Source organism: Klebsiella sp. MPUS7, assembly GCF_009905335.1.
Lineage (GTDB): Bacteria > Pseudomonadota > Gammaproteobacteria > Enterobacterales > Enterobacteriaceae > Klebsiella > Klebsiella grimontii.
This window is the reverse complement of the sequence record NZ_CP047604.1, coordinates 4,532,861-4,547,683: the sequence shown is the minus strand read 5'-3', so window position 1 is coordinate 4,547,683 and position 14,823 is coordinate 4,532,861. Positions and strand designations below refer to the sequence as shown.

Annotated in this window: 13 protein-coding genes and 1 pseudogene; 7 read left to right on the top strand and 7 right to left on the bottom strand. The window is 60.0% G+C overall.

What is annotated here, in order from left to right; genetic code table 11:
* Window positions 1–46: 46 nt before the first annotated feature.
* The 4 genes from GUC22_RS21245 to GUC22_RS21230 form a co-directional block, all read right to left on the bottom strand.
* Window positions 47–1,078 (bottom strand): ABC transporter substrate-binding protein, encoded by a 1,032-nt coding sequence (locus GUC22_RS21245; protein ID WP_131930400.1) that lies wholly within the window; start codon window positions 1,076–1,078, stop codon window positions 47–49.
* A complete protein-coding gene (gene uhpC / locus GUC22_RS21240; RefSeq protein ID WP_024359087.1) occupies window positions 1,078–2,379 on the bottom strand; it encodes an MFS transporter family glucose-6-phosphate receptor UhpC in 1,302 nt (433 codons plus the stop codon). Before uhpC ends, GUC22_RS21245 begins: the two co-directional genes overlap by 1 nt.
* An 84-nt stretch (window positions 2,380–2,463) precedes the next feature.
* Window positions 2,464–4,005: an MASE1 domain-containing protein gene (locus tag GUC22_RS21235; protein WP_064371480.1), complete on the bottom strand. Its 1,542-nt coding sequence runs from the start codon at window positions 4,003–4,005 to the stop codon at window positions 2,464–2,466.
* The gene (locus GUC22_RS21230; RefSeq protein WP_160183754.1) at window positions 4,005–4,634 is read right to left on the bottom strand and encodes a response regulator transcription factor; all 630 of its coding nucleotides are present in this window, start codon (window positions 4,632–4,634) and stop codon (window positions 4,005–4,007) included. Before GUC22_RS21230 ends, GUC22_RS21235 begins: the two co-directional genes overlap by 1 nt.
* Before the next feature lie 252 nt (window positions 4,635–4,886).
* Here GUC22_RS21230 and tauA point away from each other — a divergent pair, with 252 nt between their 5' ends.
* Genes tauA through tauD form a run of 4 tightly spaced genes read left to right on the top strand, consistent with a single transcriptional unit; the run spans window position 4,887 to window position 8,300 of the window.
* Window positions 4,887–5,849, top strand: coding sequence for a taurine ABC transporter substrate-binding protein (gene tauA / locus GUC22_RS21225; RefSeq protein ID WP_004129543.1), 963 nt, complete (start codon window positions 4,887–4,889; stop codon window positions 5,847–5,849).
* Between the two features lie 11 nt (window positions 5,850–5,860).
* Entirely contained in the window at window positions 5,861–6,628 is a 768-nt protein-coding gene (tauB, locus tag GUC22_RS21220) for a taurine ABC transporter ATP-binding subunit (protein ID WP_098140382.1), read from the top strand.
* Window positions 6,625–7,452, top strand: a complete 828-nt coding sequence (gene tauC, locus GUC22_RS21215) for a taurine ABC transporter permease TauC (RefSeq protein WP_024359084.1) — start codon at window positions 6,625–6,627, stop codon at window positions 7,450–7,452. The genes tauB and tauC overlap by 4 nt, the downstream gene beginning before the upstream one ends.
* Window positions 7,449–8,300, top strand: a complete 852-nt coding sequence (gene tauD, locus GUC22_RS21210; protein WP_004133713.1) for a taurine dioxygenase — start codon at window positions 7,449–7,451, stop codon at window positions 8,298–8,300. Before tauC ends, tauD begins: the two co-directional genes overlap by 4 nt.
* A gap of 82 nt (window positions 8,301–8,382) precedes the next feature.
* Here the strand turns inward: tauD and GUC22_RS21205 are convergent, their stop codons facing one another.
* Entirely contained in the window at window positions 8,383–10,101 is a 1,719-nt protein-coding gene (locus tag GUC22_RS21205) for a lysophospholipid acyltransferase family protein (protein ID WP_004133711.1), read from the bottom strand.
* Window positions 10,102–10,286: 185 nt separating this feature from the next.
* Between GUC22_RS21205 and GUC22_RS21200 the strand changes: the two are divergent.
* Window positions 10,287–10,420: pseudogene (locus tag GUC22_RS21200) on the top strand (transposase); the annotation flags it as partial.
* Between the two features lie 85 nt (window positions 10,421–10,505).
* Here GUC22_RS21200 and hemB read toward each other — a convergent pair.
* Together hemB and ampH are read right to left on the bottom strand one after the other, a co-directional pair.
* Window positions 10,506–11,480 (bottom strand): porphobilinogen synthase, encoded by a 975-nt coding sequence (gene hemB / locus GUC22_RS21195; RefSeq protein WP_004132498.1) that lies wholly within the window; start codon window positions 11,478–11,480, stop codon window positions 10,506–10,508.
* A gap of 106 nt (window positions 11,481–11,586) precedes the next feature.
* Complete coding sequence (ampH, locus tag GUC22_RS21190) at window positions 11,587–12,747, bottom strand: D-alanyl-D-alanine-carboxypeptidase/endopeptidase AmpH (RefSeq protein WP_004132496.1); 1,161 nt, start codon at window positions 12,745–12,747, stop codon at window positions 11,587–11,589.
* A gap of 221 nt (window positions 12,748–12,968) precedes the next feature.
* Between ampH and GUC22_RS21185 the strand changes: the two genes are divergently transcribed.
* Complete coding sequence (locus tag GUC22_RS21185; protein ID WP_165774997.1) at window positions 12,969–13,481, top strand: cysteine hydrolase family protein; 513 nt, start codon at window positions 12,969–12,971, stop codon at window positions 13,479–13,481.
* A gap of 117 nt (window positions 13,482–13,598) precedes the next feature.
* Window positions 13,599–14,819, top strand: a complete 1,221-nt coding sequence (sbmA, locus tag GUC22_RS21180; protein ID WP_004132492.1) for a peptide antibiotic transporter SbmA — start codon at window positions 13,599–13,601, stop codon at window positions 14,817–14,819.
* The last annotated feature ends 4 nt before the right edge of the window (window positions 14,820–14,823 follow it).

The window sequence follows — 14,823 nt, the reverse complement described above, 5'->3', positions numbered from 1 at the left end:
GGTAGGGCGTTGATGCCGCCACCCGGCAAATGAACGCAATGCGGGCTTATTTACCCATCTTCACTTCGCTAACCCATTTATTGATGAGCGCTTTACGCACGTCCGTTGAGCCGTATTTATCCATGTCATAGTTGATGAGCTTCAGGTCGTCGAGCTTCAGCGAGTTCGGCGAGGTTTCGGCGGTGGTGTTGGTCAGGATCTGATAAGACTTACCTTTCTTCCACGCCAGCTCCTGGGCCTCTTTCGACAGCACCCAGTCGACAAACAGTTTGGCGTTGTCGAGGTTGCGCGCGCCCTTCAGGATACTGATGCCGCCAATTTCATAGCCGGTGCCTTCGCACGGCGAGATCAGCTCCAGCGGCGCGCCCTGTTCTTTTTCCAGCGAATAGTCGTGCAGGAAGCCGATGCCGATGGCCGTTTCACCGCGGGCGGCGTTGCGCGCCGGGGCGATACCGGATTTCGTGTACTGGGAGACGTTAGCGTTGAGCTGTTTAAGATAATCGAAAGCCTGATCGTCCCCCCACAGCTGGGCGAAGGTCGCCAGCGCGGTGTAGGCGGTGCCGGAACTCTGCGGGTCGGCAATCTGGATTTCGCCTTTATATTCCGGTTTGGTCAGATCTTTCCAGCATTTCGGCACCGGCAGATTTTTCTCTTTCAGGCGCTGGGTGTTTACGCCGAAGCCGAGAATGCCAACGTACACCGCCGAGGAGTAGTTGCCTTTCAGCTTCGCCGGATCGCGGAACTGCTCCATGACCTGCGTAAGATTCGGCGATTTATAGGGCTGCAGCAGGCCCATTTCACCGGCCTGGGACTGCGGGTCGAGGGTGCCGCCGTACCAGACATCCGCCTGCGGGTTTTTCTTCTCGGCATCGACCTTCGCCAGCGTGCTGCCGGAACCGTTGCGAATAAATGAGGTTTTCACGTCATATTTTTCGCCGAAGGCTTTGGTTTCGGCTTCACACATTTCGTTGGTGGCGCTGCAATAGACCACCAGACGACCTTTGGCGTGCGCCGCGCCGCTTAACGTCGCCAGCGCAATGCCGGAAGCAATCAGGGTAGTGACCAGCGTTTTTTTCATTATTTTATCCTTTGAGCAGCAGAGGTAGTAATGCTCGCCATCAGCAGCGGCATCAGCAATAAACCCATCAGAACTGCGGCGACCGAGAGCAAACTGAACATCCCCGACCAGCCGTAGCGTTCAATGACCAGCGACAGAGGCCAGCCCGCCAGCGCTGCCCCCAAATAGGCGAACAGGCCGAGAAATCCGCTGATGGAACCCGCCGCCGCTTTGTGTCCGCACTCCACCGCCGCGAGGCCAATCAGCATTTGCGGGCCAAAAACGAAGAAGCCCACCGTAAAGAAACAGACCGCCAGCAGCGCGTAGTGGTGCACCGGCGCCAGCCAGAGCGCGGCGACGGAGACCATCAGCCCCAGCGTGAACAATAAAATCATCGGCGCCCGCTGGCCGCTGAACAGCAGATCCGAACCCCATCCGGCGAACAGCGCCCCGAGCAGACCGCCCGCTTCAAACAGCATCACCGTGGCGTTGGCGCTGAGCAGATTGACGCCGTGGCTCTCCGTCAGCCAGATGTTGCCCCAGTCGTTGAGCGCGATGCGGATCAGGTAGACCAGCACGTAAGAGACGCCCAGCAGCCAGATCATCGGATTCTTCAGCATCGTGGTGCGCAGCATCTGCCATAGCCCCATCGGCGGGCTTTGCCGCTCCTGGCGCAGCTCCAGCGGGTCGTTACGCCAGCTGCCTACTGAAGGCAATCCCTCTTCGCGGGGCGTTCCTTTCAGCTGTAGCGTTAACCAGATGCCTGATGCCATGCTGATCATCCCCGGTGCCAGCATCGCCGCCTGCCAGCCCCACCAGTGGGCGGCAAAGGCGCTAATCAGCGGGATAATCGCCCCGCCGATATTGATCGACATATTCCAGCAGCCCCACCAGAAGCCGCGTTCGTTGCGCGAGTACCAGTGGGTCAGCAGGCGGGCGCAGGGAGGCCAGCCCCAGCCCTGAAAAAATCCGTTCAGCGTCCAGACCGCCAGCAGCAGCGTCAGCGACTCGCCAAAGGCGAACACCACGTTCAGTAGACCGGTGGCGAACAGGCCCGCGCCCATAAACCAGCGCTGCCCGTGGCTGTCGTGCCACAGCCCGGCGGCAAACTTCGACAGGCCGTAGGTCAGATAAAACAGCGACCCCAGCAGGCCAATATCGCCTTTATCCAGCCCCAGATCCGTTTGCAGCGCCGGCAATACGTAGTTGACGCTTTTGCGCGTCAGATAAAACGCCGCATATCCGATGACCATGTACATCAGCAACTGCGGACGCAGCGTCCGGTAATGGTGATTGATGTCGGTTGCTGAGCGTGCGTGCATAGCCGTCTCCGTTTTGCTGACTATATGAAAGTGAAATCGAAAGGGGATGAGAGAAAGTCCGCAGTGACTAAGACTTTTTCCTGGTTAGCCGGCTGTTTGTTGCAAATTTGTGGGCAAGTTAACAATTACGCGTGTGCCGCGCTGCGACTCCAGCGTCAGCTCTCCGCCGAGGGCGCTGACCCGTTCACGCATGCCCTGAATGCCGAAGCCGGCCATTTGGTCGGCGCGAAGTCCGATGCCGTTGTCTTTTACCTCCAGGCGCAGCAGCGCGCCCTGCTGAAACAGGGCAATGGCGACTTCGCTGGCGTCGGCGTGCTTACAGACGTTATTAAGCAGCTCCTGCAGCAGCCGATAGAGGGTGAAGCGTACCGTTTCGCTCTCCGGCGTGGCGGTGAGCCGGTAGTCAAAGCGGCAGCGGATACCGCGCTCGGCAAAGGCAAACTCATTGAGCAGATGGTGCAGCGCCTCTTTAAACGACAGCTCATCGAGGGCCGGAGGGCGCAGCTGGCGCAGCAGCTGGCGGGTGGAGTGGTGAATGCGTCGGGCGAGATCGTTAATCTGGCTGGCGGCGGCCTGAGTTTGCGCCGGATCGCGCGCCCGCTTTACCAGCTGCGACTGGATCTGAATGGCGGTAATATTCTGGCCGATTTCATCGTGCAGCTCGCGCGCCAGGCTTTTGCGCGTATCCTCTTCGGTATGGATCAGCTTTTCGGCCAGCGCCCGCCGCGCCGCCAGCTCCGCTTCCAGCCGCTGGCGATAGTGGTGCAGGTTTTGCGCGAGGTGCTGCTGGCGGCTGATGGCAATCCCCAGCCCGATGCCGAGCAGCGCCTGGGTGGCCAGAAAAATCTCCAGCTCCACCAGATTGCTGAATCCAACGCCAACCTGGCGGGCGATGGTGATCATCATGCTGCCCAGCAGGCCGGAGAGGACGCCGCCCTGCCAGCCGAACTTCCACGCCATCACCACGTTAGGCAGAAATACCACAATCAGCAGCAGGCGCTCGATTTCCGGCGACAACACCATTTGGGTGCCGATACCGATGATAAAGAACAGGCTGCACCAGATGATCAGCGAGGTGCGCAGCGGCGGATTGTTGGTATCCAGCCCCAGCAGGTGGTAGCGGTGCTGCTGGCGCAGGAATTCAAAGATCAGATAGACAAACGGCGTCAGCAGCACCCCGCCGGTAAACGAGGCCAGGCCGAGCATCATCGCCGGGCTTTTCACAAACGGCGACAGCAGGGCGGTGTTGAGTAATGCGCTGGCGGTAACCGTGGCCAGCAGCAGCGTCAGCCGCTGCCAGTAAAGGGGGAAGCGGTGCCAGAACTGCTGGGCGATGCCGGCGGGGAGCAGGCCGATCAAGGGCGCGGCCAGCAGAAGATAGCCGTTCAGCAGCTGTTCGCCGTGCAGCCAGAGCAGCATCAGCATGGGAGGCAGCGCCAGCGCGGGCCAGTAGCGGCGCGAAAGCAGGATCAGCAGCGCCAGATAGACGCCGTGCGGCAGGAACAGCGCCGCCTGCTGGCCGTTATGGGTCAGGTAAAACCCGAGCGTCCACAGCATTAGCCAGCCGCTTCCCCAGGCCAGCACGATGAACAGCGAAATCACCCCGTGGCGAAGGCTGCGCGACATTAATGACCCGCCAGCAGCTGGTGGTCGAGGGCGAAATGGACCAGATCAATGGTGCTGTGACACTGCAGTTTGCCCAGCACGTTGGCGCGATGGACGTGCACCGTCTTATGGCTGAGCTCGAGCTTGAAGGCGATCTCCTTGACGCTGTCGCCTTTAACCAGCAAATCAAAGACTTCGCGTTCACGCGGGGTGAGCACCTCCAGCACCTGCGCCGGTTGCTCTCCGCAGCGCAGCGCCCGCAGCGCATCGGCGCACAGGTAGTGTCCGCCCATACCGACGGAACGCACCGCCTGCACGAGCTCCTCCGGGCCGCAGCGTTTGGTCAGATAGCCGCTGGCGCCGGCATCAAGTGCGCTCTGCACGAAGGTGGGGGTGTCGTAAATACTGAGAATGATGGCGCGGAACTGCGGCTTTTGCGCGCGCAGGCGCTTTAGCAGGCTCAGGCCGTTCTCATCCGGCATGGCGATATCCATGACCGCCACGTCGACATCGTCGCGCAGCAGCGCCGGCCAGGCTTGCGCCGAGCTGCTGAACTGGCCAACCACCTCGAGATCTTCTTCGAGGCTGAGTAACTGCGCAAAGCCTGAACGCACCACCACATGGTCATCGACCAGCACCACTCGAATCATGTTTCTTCTCTCTTAGCGCATCATGGTTCTATGATGCCTGCCGCCGCTGCGCTGGCAATCAATCAGGCGCAGTTATGCAATCCAAGTAACAGAATCGCAATAAAAGCCAGGTCGCGGTTTTTGTGAAAATTAACTAACCATTGCCATTTTTTTTCTAAAAACGCTTTGTTCTTAGCAAGAATTTTTAATTACTTCATCAAACGCATCGCGCCGGAAATACTGCACCCATAACAACTATGGGAAGCAGACACTATGGCACTATCATCGCGTATCACACTCATTGCCGCGCTGGCGCTGGCAGCATTTCAGGCCCAGGCGGTCAACGTCACCGTGGCGTACCAGACCTCCGCCGAGCCGGCGAAAGTCGCCCAGGCGGACAACACTTTCGCTAAAGCCAGCGGGGCGACCGTCGACTGGCGCAAGTTTGACAGCGGCGCGAGCATCGTGCGGGCGCTGGCTTCCGGCGACGTGCAGATCGGCAACCTCGGCTCCAGTCCGCTGGCGGTCGCCGCCACCCAGCAGGTGCCGATTGAAGTGTTTCTGCTGGCCTCAAAGCTCGGTAACTCCGAAGCGCTGGTGGTGAAGAAGAGCATCACCAAACCGCAGGACCTGATCGGCAAACGCATCGCCGTTCCTTTTATCTCCACCACCCACTACAGCCTGCTGTCGGCGCTGAAGCACTGGGGGATTAAACCGGGCCAGGTGCAGATCCTTAACCTGCAGCCGCCGGCGATTATCGCCGCCTGGCAGCGCGGCGACATTGACGGCGCCTACGTCTGGGCGCCAGCGGTTAACGCGCTGGAAAAAGAGGGCACGGTTCTCACCGACTCGTCGCAGGTGGGCGAGTGGGGCGCGCCGACGCTGGACGTGTGGGTAGTACGCAAAGACTTTGCCGAAAAGCATCCTGATATTGTCAAAGCCTTCGCCAAAAGCGCCATTGACGCGCAGCAACCCTATATCGCCAACCCGGACGAATGGCTGAAGCAGCCGGAAAACATCAGCAAGCTGGCGCGCTTAAGCGGCGTACCGGAAGCCGACGTGCCGGGGCTGGTGAAAGGCAATACCTACCTGACCGCCGCCCAGCAGGCGCAGGAGCTGAACGGGCCGGTGAATAAAGCCATCATCGACACCGCGAAGTTCCTTAAAGAGCAGGGCAAAGTGCCCGCCGCCGGCAGCGACTACAGCCAGTACGTTACCGACCGTTTTGTAAAGTAAAGGGGGTCATGATGCTGCACATCTCGCATCTTTCCGCCGACTACGGCGGTAAACCAGCGCTGGCGGATATCAACCTGACGCTGGACAGCGGCGAACTGCTGGTGGTGCTGGGGCCCTCCGGCTGCGGTAAAACCACGCTGCTGAACCTGATTGCCGGATTCGTGCCTTATCACCATGGCAGCATCACCCTCGAAGGCCAGCGGGTTGAAGGACCGGGAGCCGATCGCGGCGTGGTCTTTCAGCATGAAGGGCTGCTGCCGTGGCGCAACGTGCAGGATAACGTCGCGCTCGGGCTGCAGCTGGCCGGGGTCGACAAAACGCAGCGCCGGGCAACCGCCGCGCGGATGCTGAAAAAAGTGGGCCTTGAAGGGGCGGAAAAACGCTTTATCTGGCAGCTCTCCGGCGGCCAGCGTCAGCGGGTCGGCATTGCCCGCGCGCTGGCGGCAAATCCGCAGCTGCTGCTGCTCGACGAGCCCTTTGGCGCGCTGGATGCCTTTACCCGCGAGCAGATGCAAACCCTGTTGCTTAGCCTGTGGCATGAGACCGGTAAGAAGGTGCTGCTGATCACCCACGATATCGAAGAGGCGGTGTTTATGGCCACCGAACTGGTACTGCTCTCGCCGGGGCCGGGGCGCGTGCTCGAACGGCTGTCCCTCGATTTTGGCCGCCGCTTCGTCGCCGGGGAATCCTGCCGCAGCATTAAATCGGACCCGCGGTTTATCGAACAGCGCGAATACGTCCTCAGCCGGGTATTTGAACAACGGGAGGCTTTCTCATGAGCGTGGTCATCAATGACAAACCGCGTCAGCGGGGACTGAAGTGGCGCTGGCCGCTCTCGCGTCAGCTCAGCCTGAGCGTGGCGACCCTGGCGGTACTGCTGGCTATCTGGTGGGCCGTTGCCGCTCTGCAGTTGATTAGTCCGCTGTTTCTGCCGCCGCCGGGACAGGTATGGCAGAAACTGATCGCTATTGCCGGTCCGCAGGGCTTTATGGACGCCACCCTCTGGCAGCACCTGGCGGCGAGCCTGACGCGTATCGTCATCGCGCTGCTGGCGGCGGTGCTGCTCGGCGTGCCGGTGGGGATCGCCATGGGGCTGAGCCCCACGGTGCGCGGGATCCTCGACCCGCTGATCGAGCTTTATCGCCCGGTGCCGCCGCTGGCCTATTTACCGCTGATGGTGATCTGGTTCGGCATCGGCGAGACCTCCAAGATCCTGCTGATCTACCTGGCGATATTCGCGCCGGTGGCGATGTCGGCGCTGGCGGGGGTTAAGAGCGCCCAGCAGGTGCGCATTCGCGCCGCGCAGGCTTTAGGCGCCAGCCGGGCGCAGGTGCTGTGGCTGGTGATCCTGCCCGGCGCGCTGCCGGAGATCCTCACCGGCCTGCGTATTGGGCTTGGCGTGGGCTGGTCGACGCTGGTGGCCGCGGAGCTGATTGCCGCCACCCGCGGGTTAGGTTTTATGGTGCAGTCCGCCGGTGAGTTCCTCGCCACCGATGTGGTGCTGGCCGGTATCGCGGTGATTGCCATCATCGCTTTTTTACTGGAACTGGGGCTGCGCGCGCTGCAGCGTCGCCTGACGCCCTGGCATGGAGAAGTACAATGAGCGAACGTTTAAGCATTACCCCGCTGGGGCCGTATATTGGCGCGCAGGTATCCGGCGTCGACATCACCCGTCCGCTGAGCGACAACCAGTTTGAGCAGCTGTATCACGCGGTGCTGCGCCATCAGGTGGTGTTCCTGCGCGAGCAGAACATCACTCCCGAGCAGCAGCGCGATCTCGCCCTGCGCTTTGGCGACCTGCATATTCATCCGGTCTATCCGCACGCGCCCGGCGTGGATGAGATTATCGTTCTCGATACCCACGACGATAATCCGCCGGATAACGATAACTGGCACACCGATGTCACCTTTATTGACACGCCGCCCGCCGGGGCGATCCTCGCGGCAAAAGAGCTGCCTTCGACCGGCGGCGATACCCTGTGGACCAGCGGCATTGCGGCGTATGAGGCGCTCTCCGCGCCTTTGCGCCAGCTGTTAAGCGGCCTGCGCGCGGAGCATGATTTCCGCAAATCGTTTCAGGAGTACAAATACCGCAAAAGCGAAGAGGAGCATCAGCGCTGGCTGGAGGCGGTGGCGAAAAATCCGCCGCTGCTGCATCCGGTGGTGCGCACCCATCCGGTGACCGGGAAGCAGGCGCTGTTTGTCAATGAGGGCTTTACTACCCGCATCGTCGACGTGACGGAGAAAGAGAGCGAGGCGCTGCTCGGCTTCCTGTTTGCTCACGTCACTAAACCGGACTTCCAGGTACGCTGGCGCTGGCAGCCGAACGACGTGGCGATTTGGGATAACCGCGTCACCCAGCACTACGCCAACGCCGATTACCTGCCGCAGCGGCGCATTATGCACCGGGCGACGATTCTCGGGGATAAACCCTATTACCGGGCGGGGTAATGGGTGTAGCCCGGCTAAGGCGCAATGCGCCGCAAGCCGGGATACAACCTACGATAAACGCGCCGCCTCCGGGAAAAGGCTTTTATGCCGATTTTTGCGCGTCCAAATGCGCGCCAATATAGCGCTGATAGCGGTTGGCCTTCAGATAGGTCAAATCCACCAGCACCAGCCCATCCACGCAGTTGTTGAAATCCGGATCGCTGCCGAAATCGATAAACTGCACGCCGCCCGGCTCGCAGACTTCTGAATACTGCTTATACAGCGGCGGGATCGCGCAGCCGAGGTTGCCGAGCAGGGACTTCAGCCGCGCCAGATCGTCGTTGTAATCTTCTCCGCCAAACTGCGCCAGCACATCGGGCAGCGAGGCTGGATAAGGGCGGCGCGACTCCGCCAGCGGATGCGTCGCCGGGAACCACAGTCGATAGAACGCGACCAGCAGATCGCGCGCCGACGGCGGCAGCCCGCCGGAAATCGACACCGGGCCGAACAGATAGCGATAGTGCGGATAGCGCGCCAGATACGCGCCGATGCCGGACCACAGGTAGTCCAGCCCGCGGCGGCCCCAGTAGCGCGGCTGGATAAAGCTGCGCCCCAGCTCGATACCGTGTTGCAGAATATCGTCCATCCGCGCGTCGTAATGGAACAGGCTGTAGCTGTAGATGCCGTTCAGGCCGCGCTTTGCCAGCTGCATCGCGGTCGGCATAAAGCGGTAGGCGCCGACGATTTCAAGGTCTGCTTCATCCCACAGAATCAGATGCAGATAGTCGTCGTCATAGCCGTCAACGTCGCGTCGTTTGCCGCTGCCTTCCCCCACCGCGCGAAAGGCGATTTCCCGCAGGCGGCCCAGTTCGCGCAGCACCGGCGCATCTTCCTGGCCGTGGCGCTGCCAGAGATAAATCACTTTGCCGTCCGCCGTGCGCCCCAGGGTTTCCGCCCGGCCCAGTTCGCGCTTGAGCAGGGCGCGGTCTTCGGGACGGGCGATAGCGCTTTCGCTTTTAAATACGCCGGGCTGCCCCTTTGAAAGCAGTTGCAGGTGGTGATAGCAGCGCTCGGTCAGCTCGCGCGTAGAGCGCTGGGGATCGAACCAGCTTGACCAGGCAATCTGTTGGCCGAAATTAACCGGCAGGCTGCCGTTGCGGCGACGAAACATTTGCTGCATCAGCAGCAGCAGCGGCAAGCTATCGGAAATCAACGTGCTGGCGTAAAACAGCGCGCTGTTGCGCGCGCGGATCCACGCCGGCAGCAGCGGGGCGCGATATTTCGCCGCCAGCTTAATAAATCCGGAGTGCCATTTTTTATCGCGAATGCCGCGTCGGGTGAGGCGTGAAACTTCGCCTGCCGGGAAGAAAATCAGCACGCCGCCGTTTTGCAGCTGCTGGTCCATCTGCTGCAGCGCCGCTTTGGCGGTTCGGCCGTTGATATTATCGACCGGAATAAACAGCGAGCTCAGCGGTTCAAGGTGGGTCAGCATGCGGTTGGTGACCACTTTAACGTCGCGGCGCACGCGGGAGACCGCATAGAGCAGGGCCAGGCCATCGAGGGTACCGGTAGGGTGGTTGGCGATAATGACCAGCGGGCCATATTCAGGGATTTGTTCGAGATCGTGCGCCGGGATAGCACAGCGAATATTGAGATGTTCGAGCACCTGTTCGACCGTATCCAGTCCTTTCAGGTGATGATGACGCGCGGCAAACTGCTGAAACTCTTCCTCATGCAGGAGCTTTTTCAGCACCTTTTTCTGCCAGGGGGCTGGCTTTGCCTGAGGCCACAGGTCATCGATAACATTGTCGAGACTAAACATAGCGGCACCTCCTCCGTCCTGCCCAGACAGTAGAAGGCGCAGATGTCGCTCAGATTACAGTTGGGTGAAGATTTGGGATTGGCGGGAACCGCGGAGGTTGGTAGCAGGTAGTCCGGACAGGCGCGCAGCGCCGCCTCCGGGAAGGCCGAAGCCGGAAAGTTGCGAACGCGTTTCCAGATTGCACTCCGGTTAAGCACGGGTGGGTAAGTCAGGTACGGGATTGGCCCTATTCAACCTTTCATCGCGATGTAAGCCGTAGTTTGTATCCGATTGATTGGGGGGAGAGGTGAAGGAGTTATTGCGCGGCGAGCGTCGTTAAAGTGACTTTCCCGGAGGCGGCGCGTTGCGCCTGTCCGGGCTACCAGCCCACAGATAGCTGTAAGCCCGTAGCCCGGGGAGCTAAACTAACGCAGGATTTTCTTTTCGGCCAGATCGAGAGCGAAGTAGCTGAAGATCAGATCCGCGCCGGCGCGTTTGATCGCGCCGAGGCTTTCCAGCACCACTTTCTCTTCATCGATAGCGCCGGCCTGGGCGGCGAACTTAATCATCGCGTATTCACCGCTCACCTGGTACGCGCCCAGCGGCAGGTTGGTGCGCTCGCGCAGATCGCGCAGGATATCGAGATACGGACCGGCCGGTTTGACCATCAGGCAGTCGGCGCCCTGGGCTTCGTCCAGCAGCGATTCGCGAATCGCTTCGCGGCGGTTCATCGGGCTCATCTGATAGGTTTTACGATCGCCTTTCAGCGCGGTGCCCGCGGCTTCGCGGAACGGACCATAGAACGATGAAGCGAACTTGGTGGAGTAGGACATAATCGCCGTATCGGTAAATCCGGCGGCGTCCAGCGCCTGGCGAATAGCCTGCACCTGGCCGTCCATCGCCGCGGAAGGAGCGATAAAATCGGCGCCTGCGGCAGCGGCGACCACCGCCTGCTTACCGAGGTTGGCAAGGGTTAAATCGTTATCGACGCCGTGGTCGCACAGCACGCCGCAGTGGCCGTGGGAGGTGTATTCGCAGAAGCAGGTGTCGGACATCACGATCATCTCCGGCACCGCCTCTTTACAGATACGGGACATGCGCGCCACCAGGCCGTTTTCGTTCCAGGTATCGCTGCCAACGGCATCGGTATGATGGGAAATCCCGAAGGTCATCACCGAACGGATACCGGCGTTGGCAATGCGCTCGATTTCGCGCGCCAGGTGTCTTTCCGGAATACGCATCACGCCGGGCATGGCTTCGATGGCTTTGTAATCATCGATTTCTTCTTCAACAAAGATCGGCAACACCAGGTCGTTCAAACTCAGTGTTGTCTCTTCAAACATGGCGCGTAGCGAAGCGGACTTGCGCAGGCGGCGTGGGCGAGTGATTAAATCTGTCATGGTTTGCCTGATTTTGTGAAATGAAAAAAGCGAGTTTACCTCAATTGGCGGCGGGATGTTTCGCCAAAACGATCCTTATCCATCGTCGGTAAAACATCCCACAAGGCTACTGGCTGGCGGTTTCCATCACCGGGCGGACGCCGCTTAATTCGCTGACCAGCTCGTTGATCCCGTCGCTCATGTTATTGAAACGCGTCAATGACGAGCGGGTTACCACCACGAAGGCGCCGACGTTAGCCTGCGGGTTCATCGCCATATAGGTGATAAAACCGCCGCCGCCGCCGGTTTTCTGAATGATGCCCGGCTGGCCGTTCTTCGGCTTCATGTAGACCCAGCCGAGGCCCAGCGCATCGGCTTTGCCCGGCACGTCCATCCCGATCACCCTCGTCAGCTGGCTGCGTTGATAGATCAGCGTCTGCATCCGGTCCGCCTGCTGCCCGCGGGTGAAGAAATCGGAAGAGAGGAACTGCTGCATCCAGCGCATCATATCGCCAGGCGTGGAGTAAACGCCGCCGCTGCCGATGGCCGCCAGGGTATTGTTGCACGGGCTGGCCCCTTTCTCCGGGATCATCAGGCGTCGGCACTGATCGGGAGACGGCGTAAAGGTCGTGTCTTTCATCCCCAGCGGGCGGGTGATCTGCTCTTCAAACAGCTGCGGATAAGGCTTGCCCGCGGCGGTAGAGAGCGCATCGGCCAGTAAATCGAACGCCAGATTGGAATAGGCGGCCTGCGAACCCGGCGCGGTTTTTAACGTCGCCGTGGTGAGCCAGTTCCAGCGCTGCTGGCGCGTCGGCCAGACGAACACCGGCCGGTGCGCCGCGCCGCCGGGCTGTTCGCGCGGCAGGGCGCTGGTATGGGTCGCCAGATTCACCAGCGTGATGGGCGCTCCCTGATATGTCGGCACCCGCGCGCCCGGCGGGGCGTATTTGCTCAGCGGATCGTTGAGCTTAACGACGCCCTGATCGAGAAGTTTGACCAGCATTTCGCTGGTCATCAGCTTGCTCAGGGAGGCGATGCGGATCACCGAATCGAGCTGCGGGTGCTCATTATTGCCCGGGCGCGTTTCGCCGAAGCTGCGAAATACGCGCTGGTTACCATCGATAACCACCAGCGCCATACCGGTCGCGCCGCTGCCGTAGTAGATATGGTTAGCGTAACGGTCGACAACATCGGCGGCGAATTCCGGGTCGACGCTCGGCTGCGCGGCCTGCGCCGATGTCAACGACGCCGCGCACAGCGCAGCAAAAATGAGCAGACTACGTTTCAACGGGGACATCCATCATGGTGAAGAAAAATATAGAGCGTATTTATACTACGAAGCGCCGCCGAGCAAAGCGCTATTAACGCCATTCTGTGCGGAAAAACGTAACCTGGCGTAAAAAAACCTTTTTTAAGCTTTCGGATAGCGGCTTTCGCCCGCGGGCGCGTATGATGATCGTTTTGGCTTAAGATGGGTGGCAAGAGACGATGGCGGCGAAACGGGTAGTGATGGTAGTGGATATGCAAAACGGCGTTTTCGCGACGCCGCGTATTGAGCGCGAGCGCTGCGCGGCGCAAATCAACCGCCTGATAGACGCCGCGGATACCGTTGTCTTCATCCAGCACTGCGAAGAGGGCGGTCTGGAGGAGGGGAGCGAAGGTTTTGCATTGCTGCCCGAACTGCACCAACCCGCTGGCGCGCTGTTTGTGACCAAGACCGCCTGCGACGCCTTTTACCGCACCCGACTGGAAGCGGTGCTGCGCGAGCATCACATCACGGAGTTTGTGATTTGCGGCTGCGCCACCGACTACTGCGTAGATACCACCATCAAAAACGGCGCCAGCCGGGGCTATGCGATTACCGTCGCTGAAGATGCCCATACTACCGCCAACCGCCCGGCGGCGCAGGCCGTCACGCTGATCGCCCACTACAACGAAGTGTGGCGTACGCTGACCGTTCCGGGCAATCCTTTACAGGTGAAATCGACAGAAACAATTCTGAACGGATGGTCGGCGAACTAAGCCGCTGATATCCGGTCTCATCATCCGCCCACTTTGCTTCGCTGCGACGGCTTTGCGGCGGGCGTTTTTGTGGTACACAGCACAGCAAAATGAAAAAGAAGTTAGCAGGAGAGCATGATGTTTAAATCCTTTTTCCCCAAACCGGGGCCGTTTTTTATTTCTGCCTTTATCTGGTCGCTGCTGGCGGTGATCTTTTGGCAGGCGGGCGGCGGCGACTGGCTGCTGCGGGCCACCGGCGCATCCCAGGATGTGGCGATTAGCGCGGCGCGCTTTTGGTCGCTTAACTACCTGGTGTTCTACGCCTTTTATGTGTTCTGCGTGGGCGTTTTCGCCCTCTTTTGGTTTATCTACAGCCCCCACCGCTGGCAGTACTGGTCGATCCTCGGTACCTCGCTGATTATTTTCGTCACCTGGTTTCTGGTGGAGGTCGGGGTGGCGATCAACGCCTGGTACGCCCCGTTCTACGATCTTATTCAGGCCGCGCTGGCGACGCCGCATAAGGTCAGCATTAACCAGTTTTATCATGAGATTGGCATCTTTCTCGGCATCGCGCTTATCGCGGTGATTATCGGGGTGATGAACAACTTCTTCGTCAGCCACTACGTTTTCCGCTGGCGTACCGCCATGAACGAACACTATATGGCGCACTGGCAGCATCTGCGCCATATCGAAGGCGCCGCGCAGCGTGTGCAGGAAGATACCATGCGCTTTGCTTCCACCCTGGAGAGCATGGGCGTCAGCTTCCTTAACGCGGTGATGACGCTTATCGCCTTCCTGCCGGTGCTGGTGACGCTCTCCGCGCACGTCCCGGATTTACCGATTGTCGGCCATCTGCCTTACGGCCTGGTGATTGCCGCGATCGTCTGGTCGTTAATGGGCACCGGCCTGCTGGCGGTGGTGGGAATCAAGCTGCCCGGGCTGGAATTTAAAAACCAGCGCGTCGAGGCCGCCTATCGTAAAGAGCTGGTGTACGGCGAGGATGACGCCAGCCGCGCGACGCCGCCGACGGTGCGTGAGCTCTTTGGCGCCGTGCGCCGCAACTATTTCCGCCTCTATTTCCACTACATGTATTTCAATATCGCCCGTATTCTTTATCTTCAGGTCGATAACGTTTTCGGTTTGTTCCTGCTGTTTCCGTCGATTGTTGCCGGTACGATTACGCTGGGCCTGATGACTCAGATAACCAACGTCTTTGGCCAGGTTCGCGGTTCGTTCCAGTATCTGATTAGCTCCTGGACTACGCTGGTTGAGCTGATGTCCATCTACAAACGTCTGCGCAGCTTTGAACGCGAACTGGATGGCAAAGAGCTGCTGGAAGTGACCCAAACATTAAGTTAACCAT

What these genes read in the sequence shown, in the direction of transcription:
- GUC22_RS21245 (WP_131930400.1), bottom strand. Translation starts at nt 1,078, where the DNA reads ATGAAAAAAACGCTGGTCACTACCCTGATTGCTTCCGGCATTGCGCTG.
- uhpC (WP_024359087.1), bottom strand. Translation starts at nt 2,379, where the DNA reads ATGCACGCACGCTCAGCAACCGACATCAATCACCATTACCGGACGCTG.
- GUC22_RS21235 (WP_064371480.1), bottom strand. Translation starts at nt 4,005, where the DNA reads ATGTCGCGCAGCCTTCGCCACGGGGTGATTTCGCTGTTCATCGTGCTG.
- GUC22_RS21230 (WP_160183754.1), bottom strand. Translation starts at nt 4,634, where the DNA reads ATGATTCGAGTGGTGCTGGTCGATGACCATGTGGTGGTGCGTTCAGGC.
- tauA (WP_004129543.1), top strand. Translation starts at nt 4,887, where the DNA reads ATGGCACTATCATCGCGTATCACACTCATTGCCGCGCTGGCGCTGGCA.
- tauB (WP_098140382.1), top strand. Translation starts at nt 5,861, where the DNA reads ATGCTGCACATCTCGCATCTTTCCGCCGACTACGGCGGTAAACCAGCG.
- tauC (WP_024359084.1), top strand. Translation starts at nt 6,625, where the DNA reads ATGAGCGTGGTCATCAATGACAAACCGCGTCAGCGGGGACTGAAGTGG.
- tauD (WP_004133713.1), top strand. Translation starts at nt 7,449, where the DNA reads ATGAGCGAACGTTTAAGCATTACCCCGCTGGGGCCGTATATTGGCGCG.
- GUC22_RS21205 (WP_004133711.1), bottom strand. Translation starts at nt 10,101, where the DNA reads ATGTTTAGTCTCGACAATGTTATCGATGACCTGTGGCCTCAGGCAAAG.
- hemB (WP_004132498.1), bottom strand. Translation starts at nt 11,480, where the DNA reads ATGACAGATTTAATCACTCGCCCACGCCGCCTGCGCAAGTCCGCTTCG.
- GUC22_RS21185 (WP_165774997.1), top strand. Translation starts at nt 12,969, where the DNA reads ATGGTAGTGGATATGCAAAACGGCGTTTTCGCGACGCCGCGTATTGAG.
- sbmA (WP_004132492.1), top strand. Translation starts at nt 13,599, where the DNA reads ATGTTTAAATCCTTTTTCCCCAAACCGGGGCCGTTTTTTATTTCTGCC.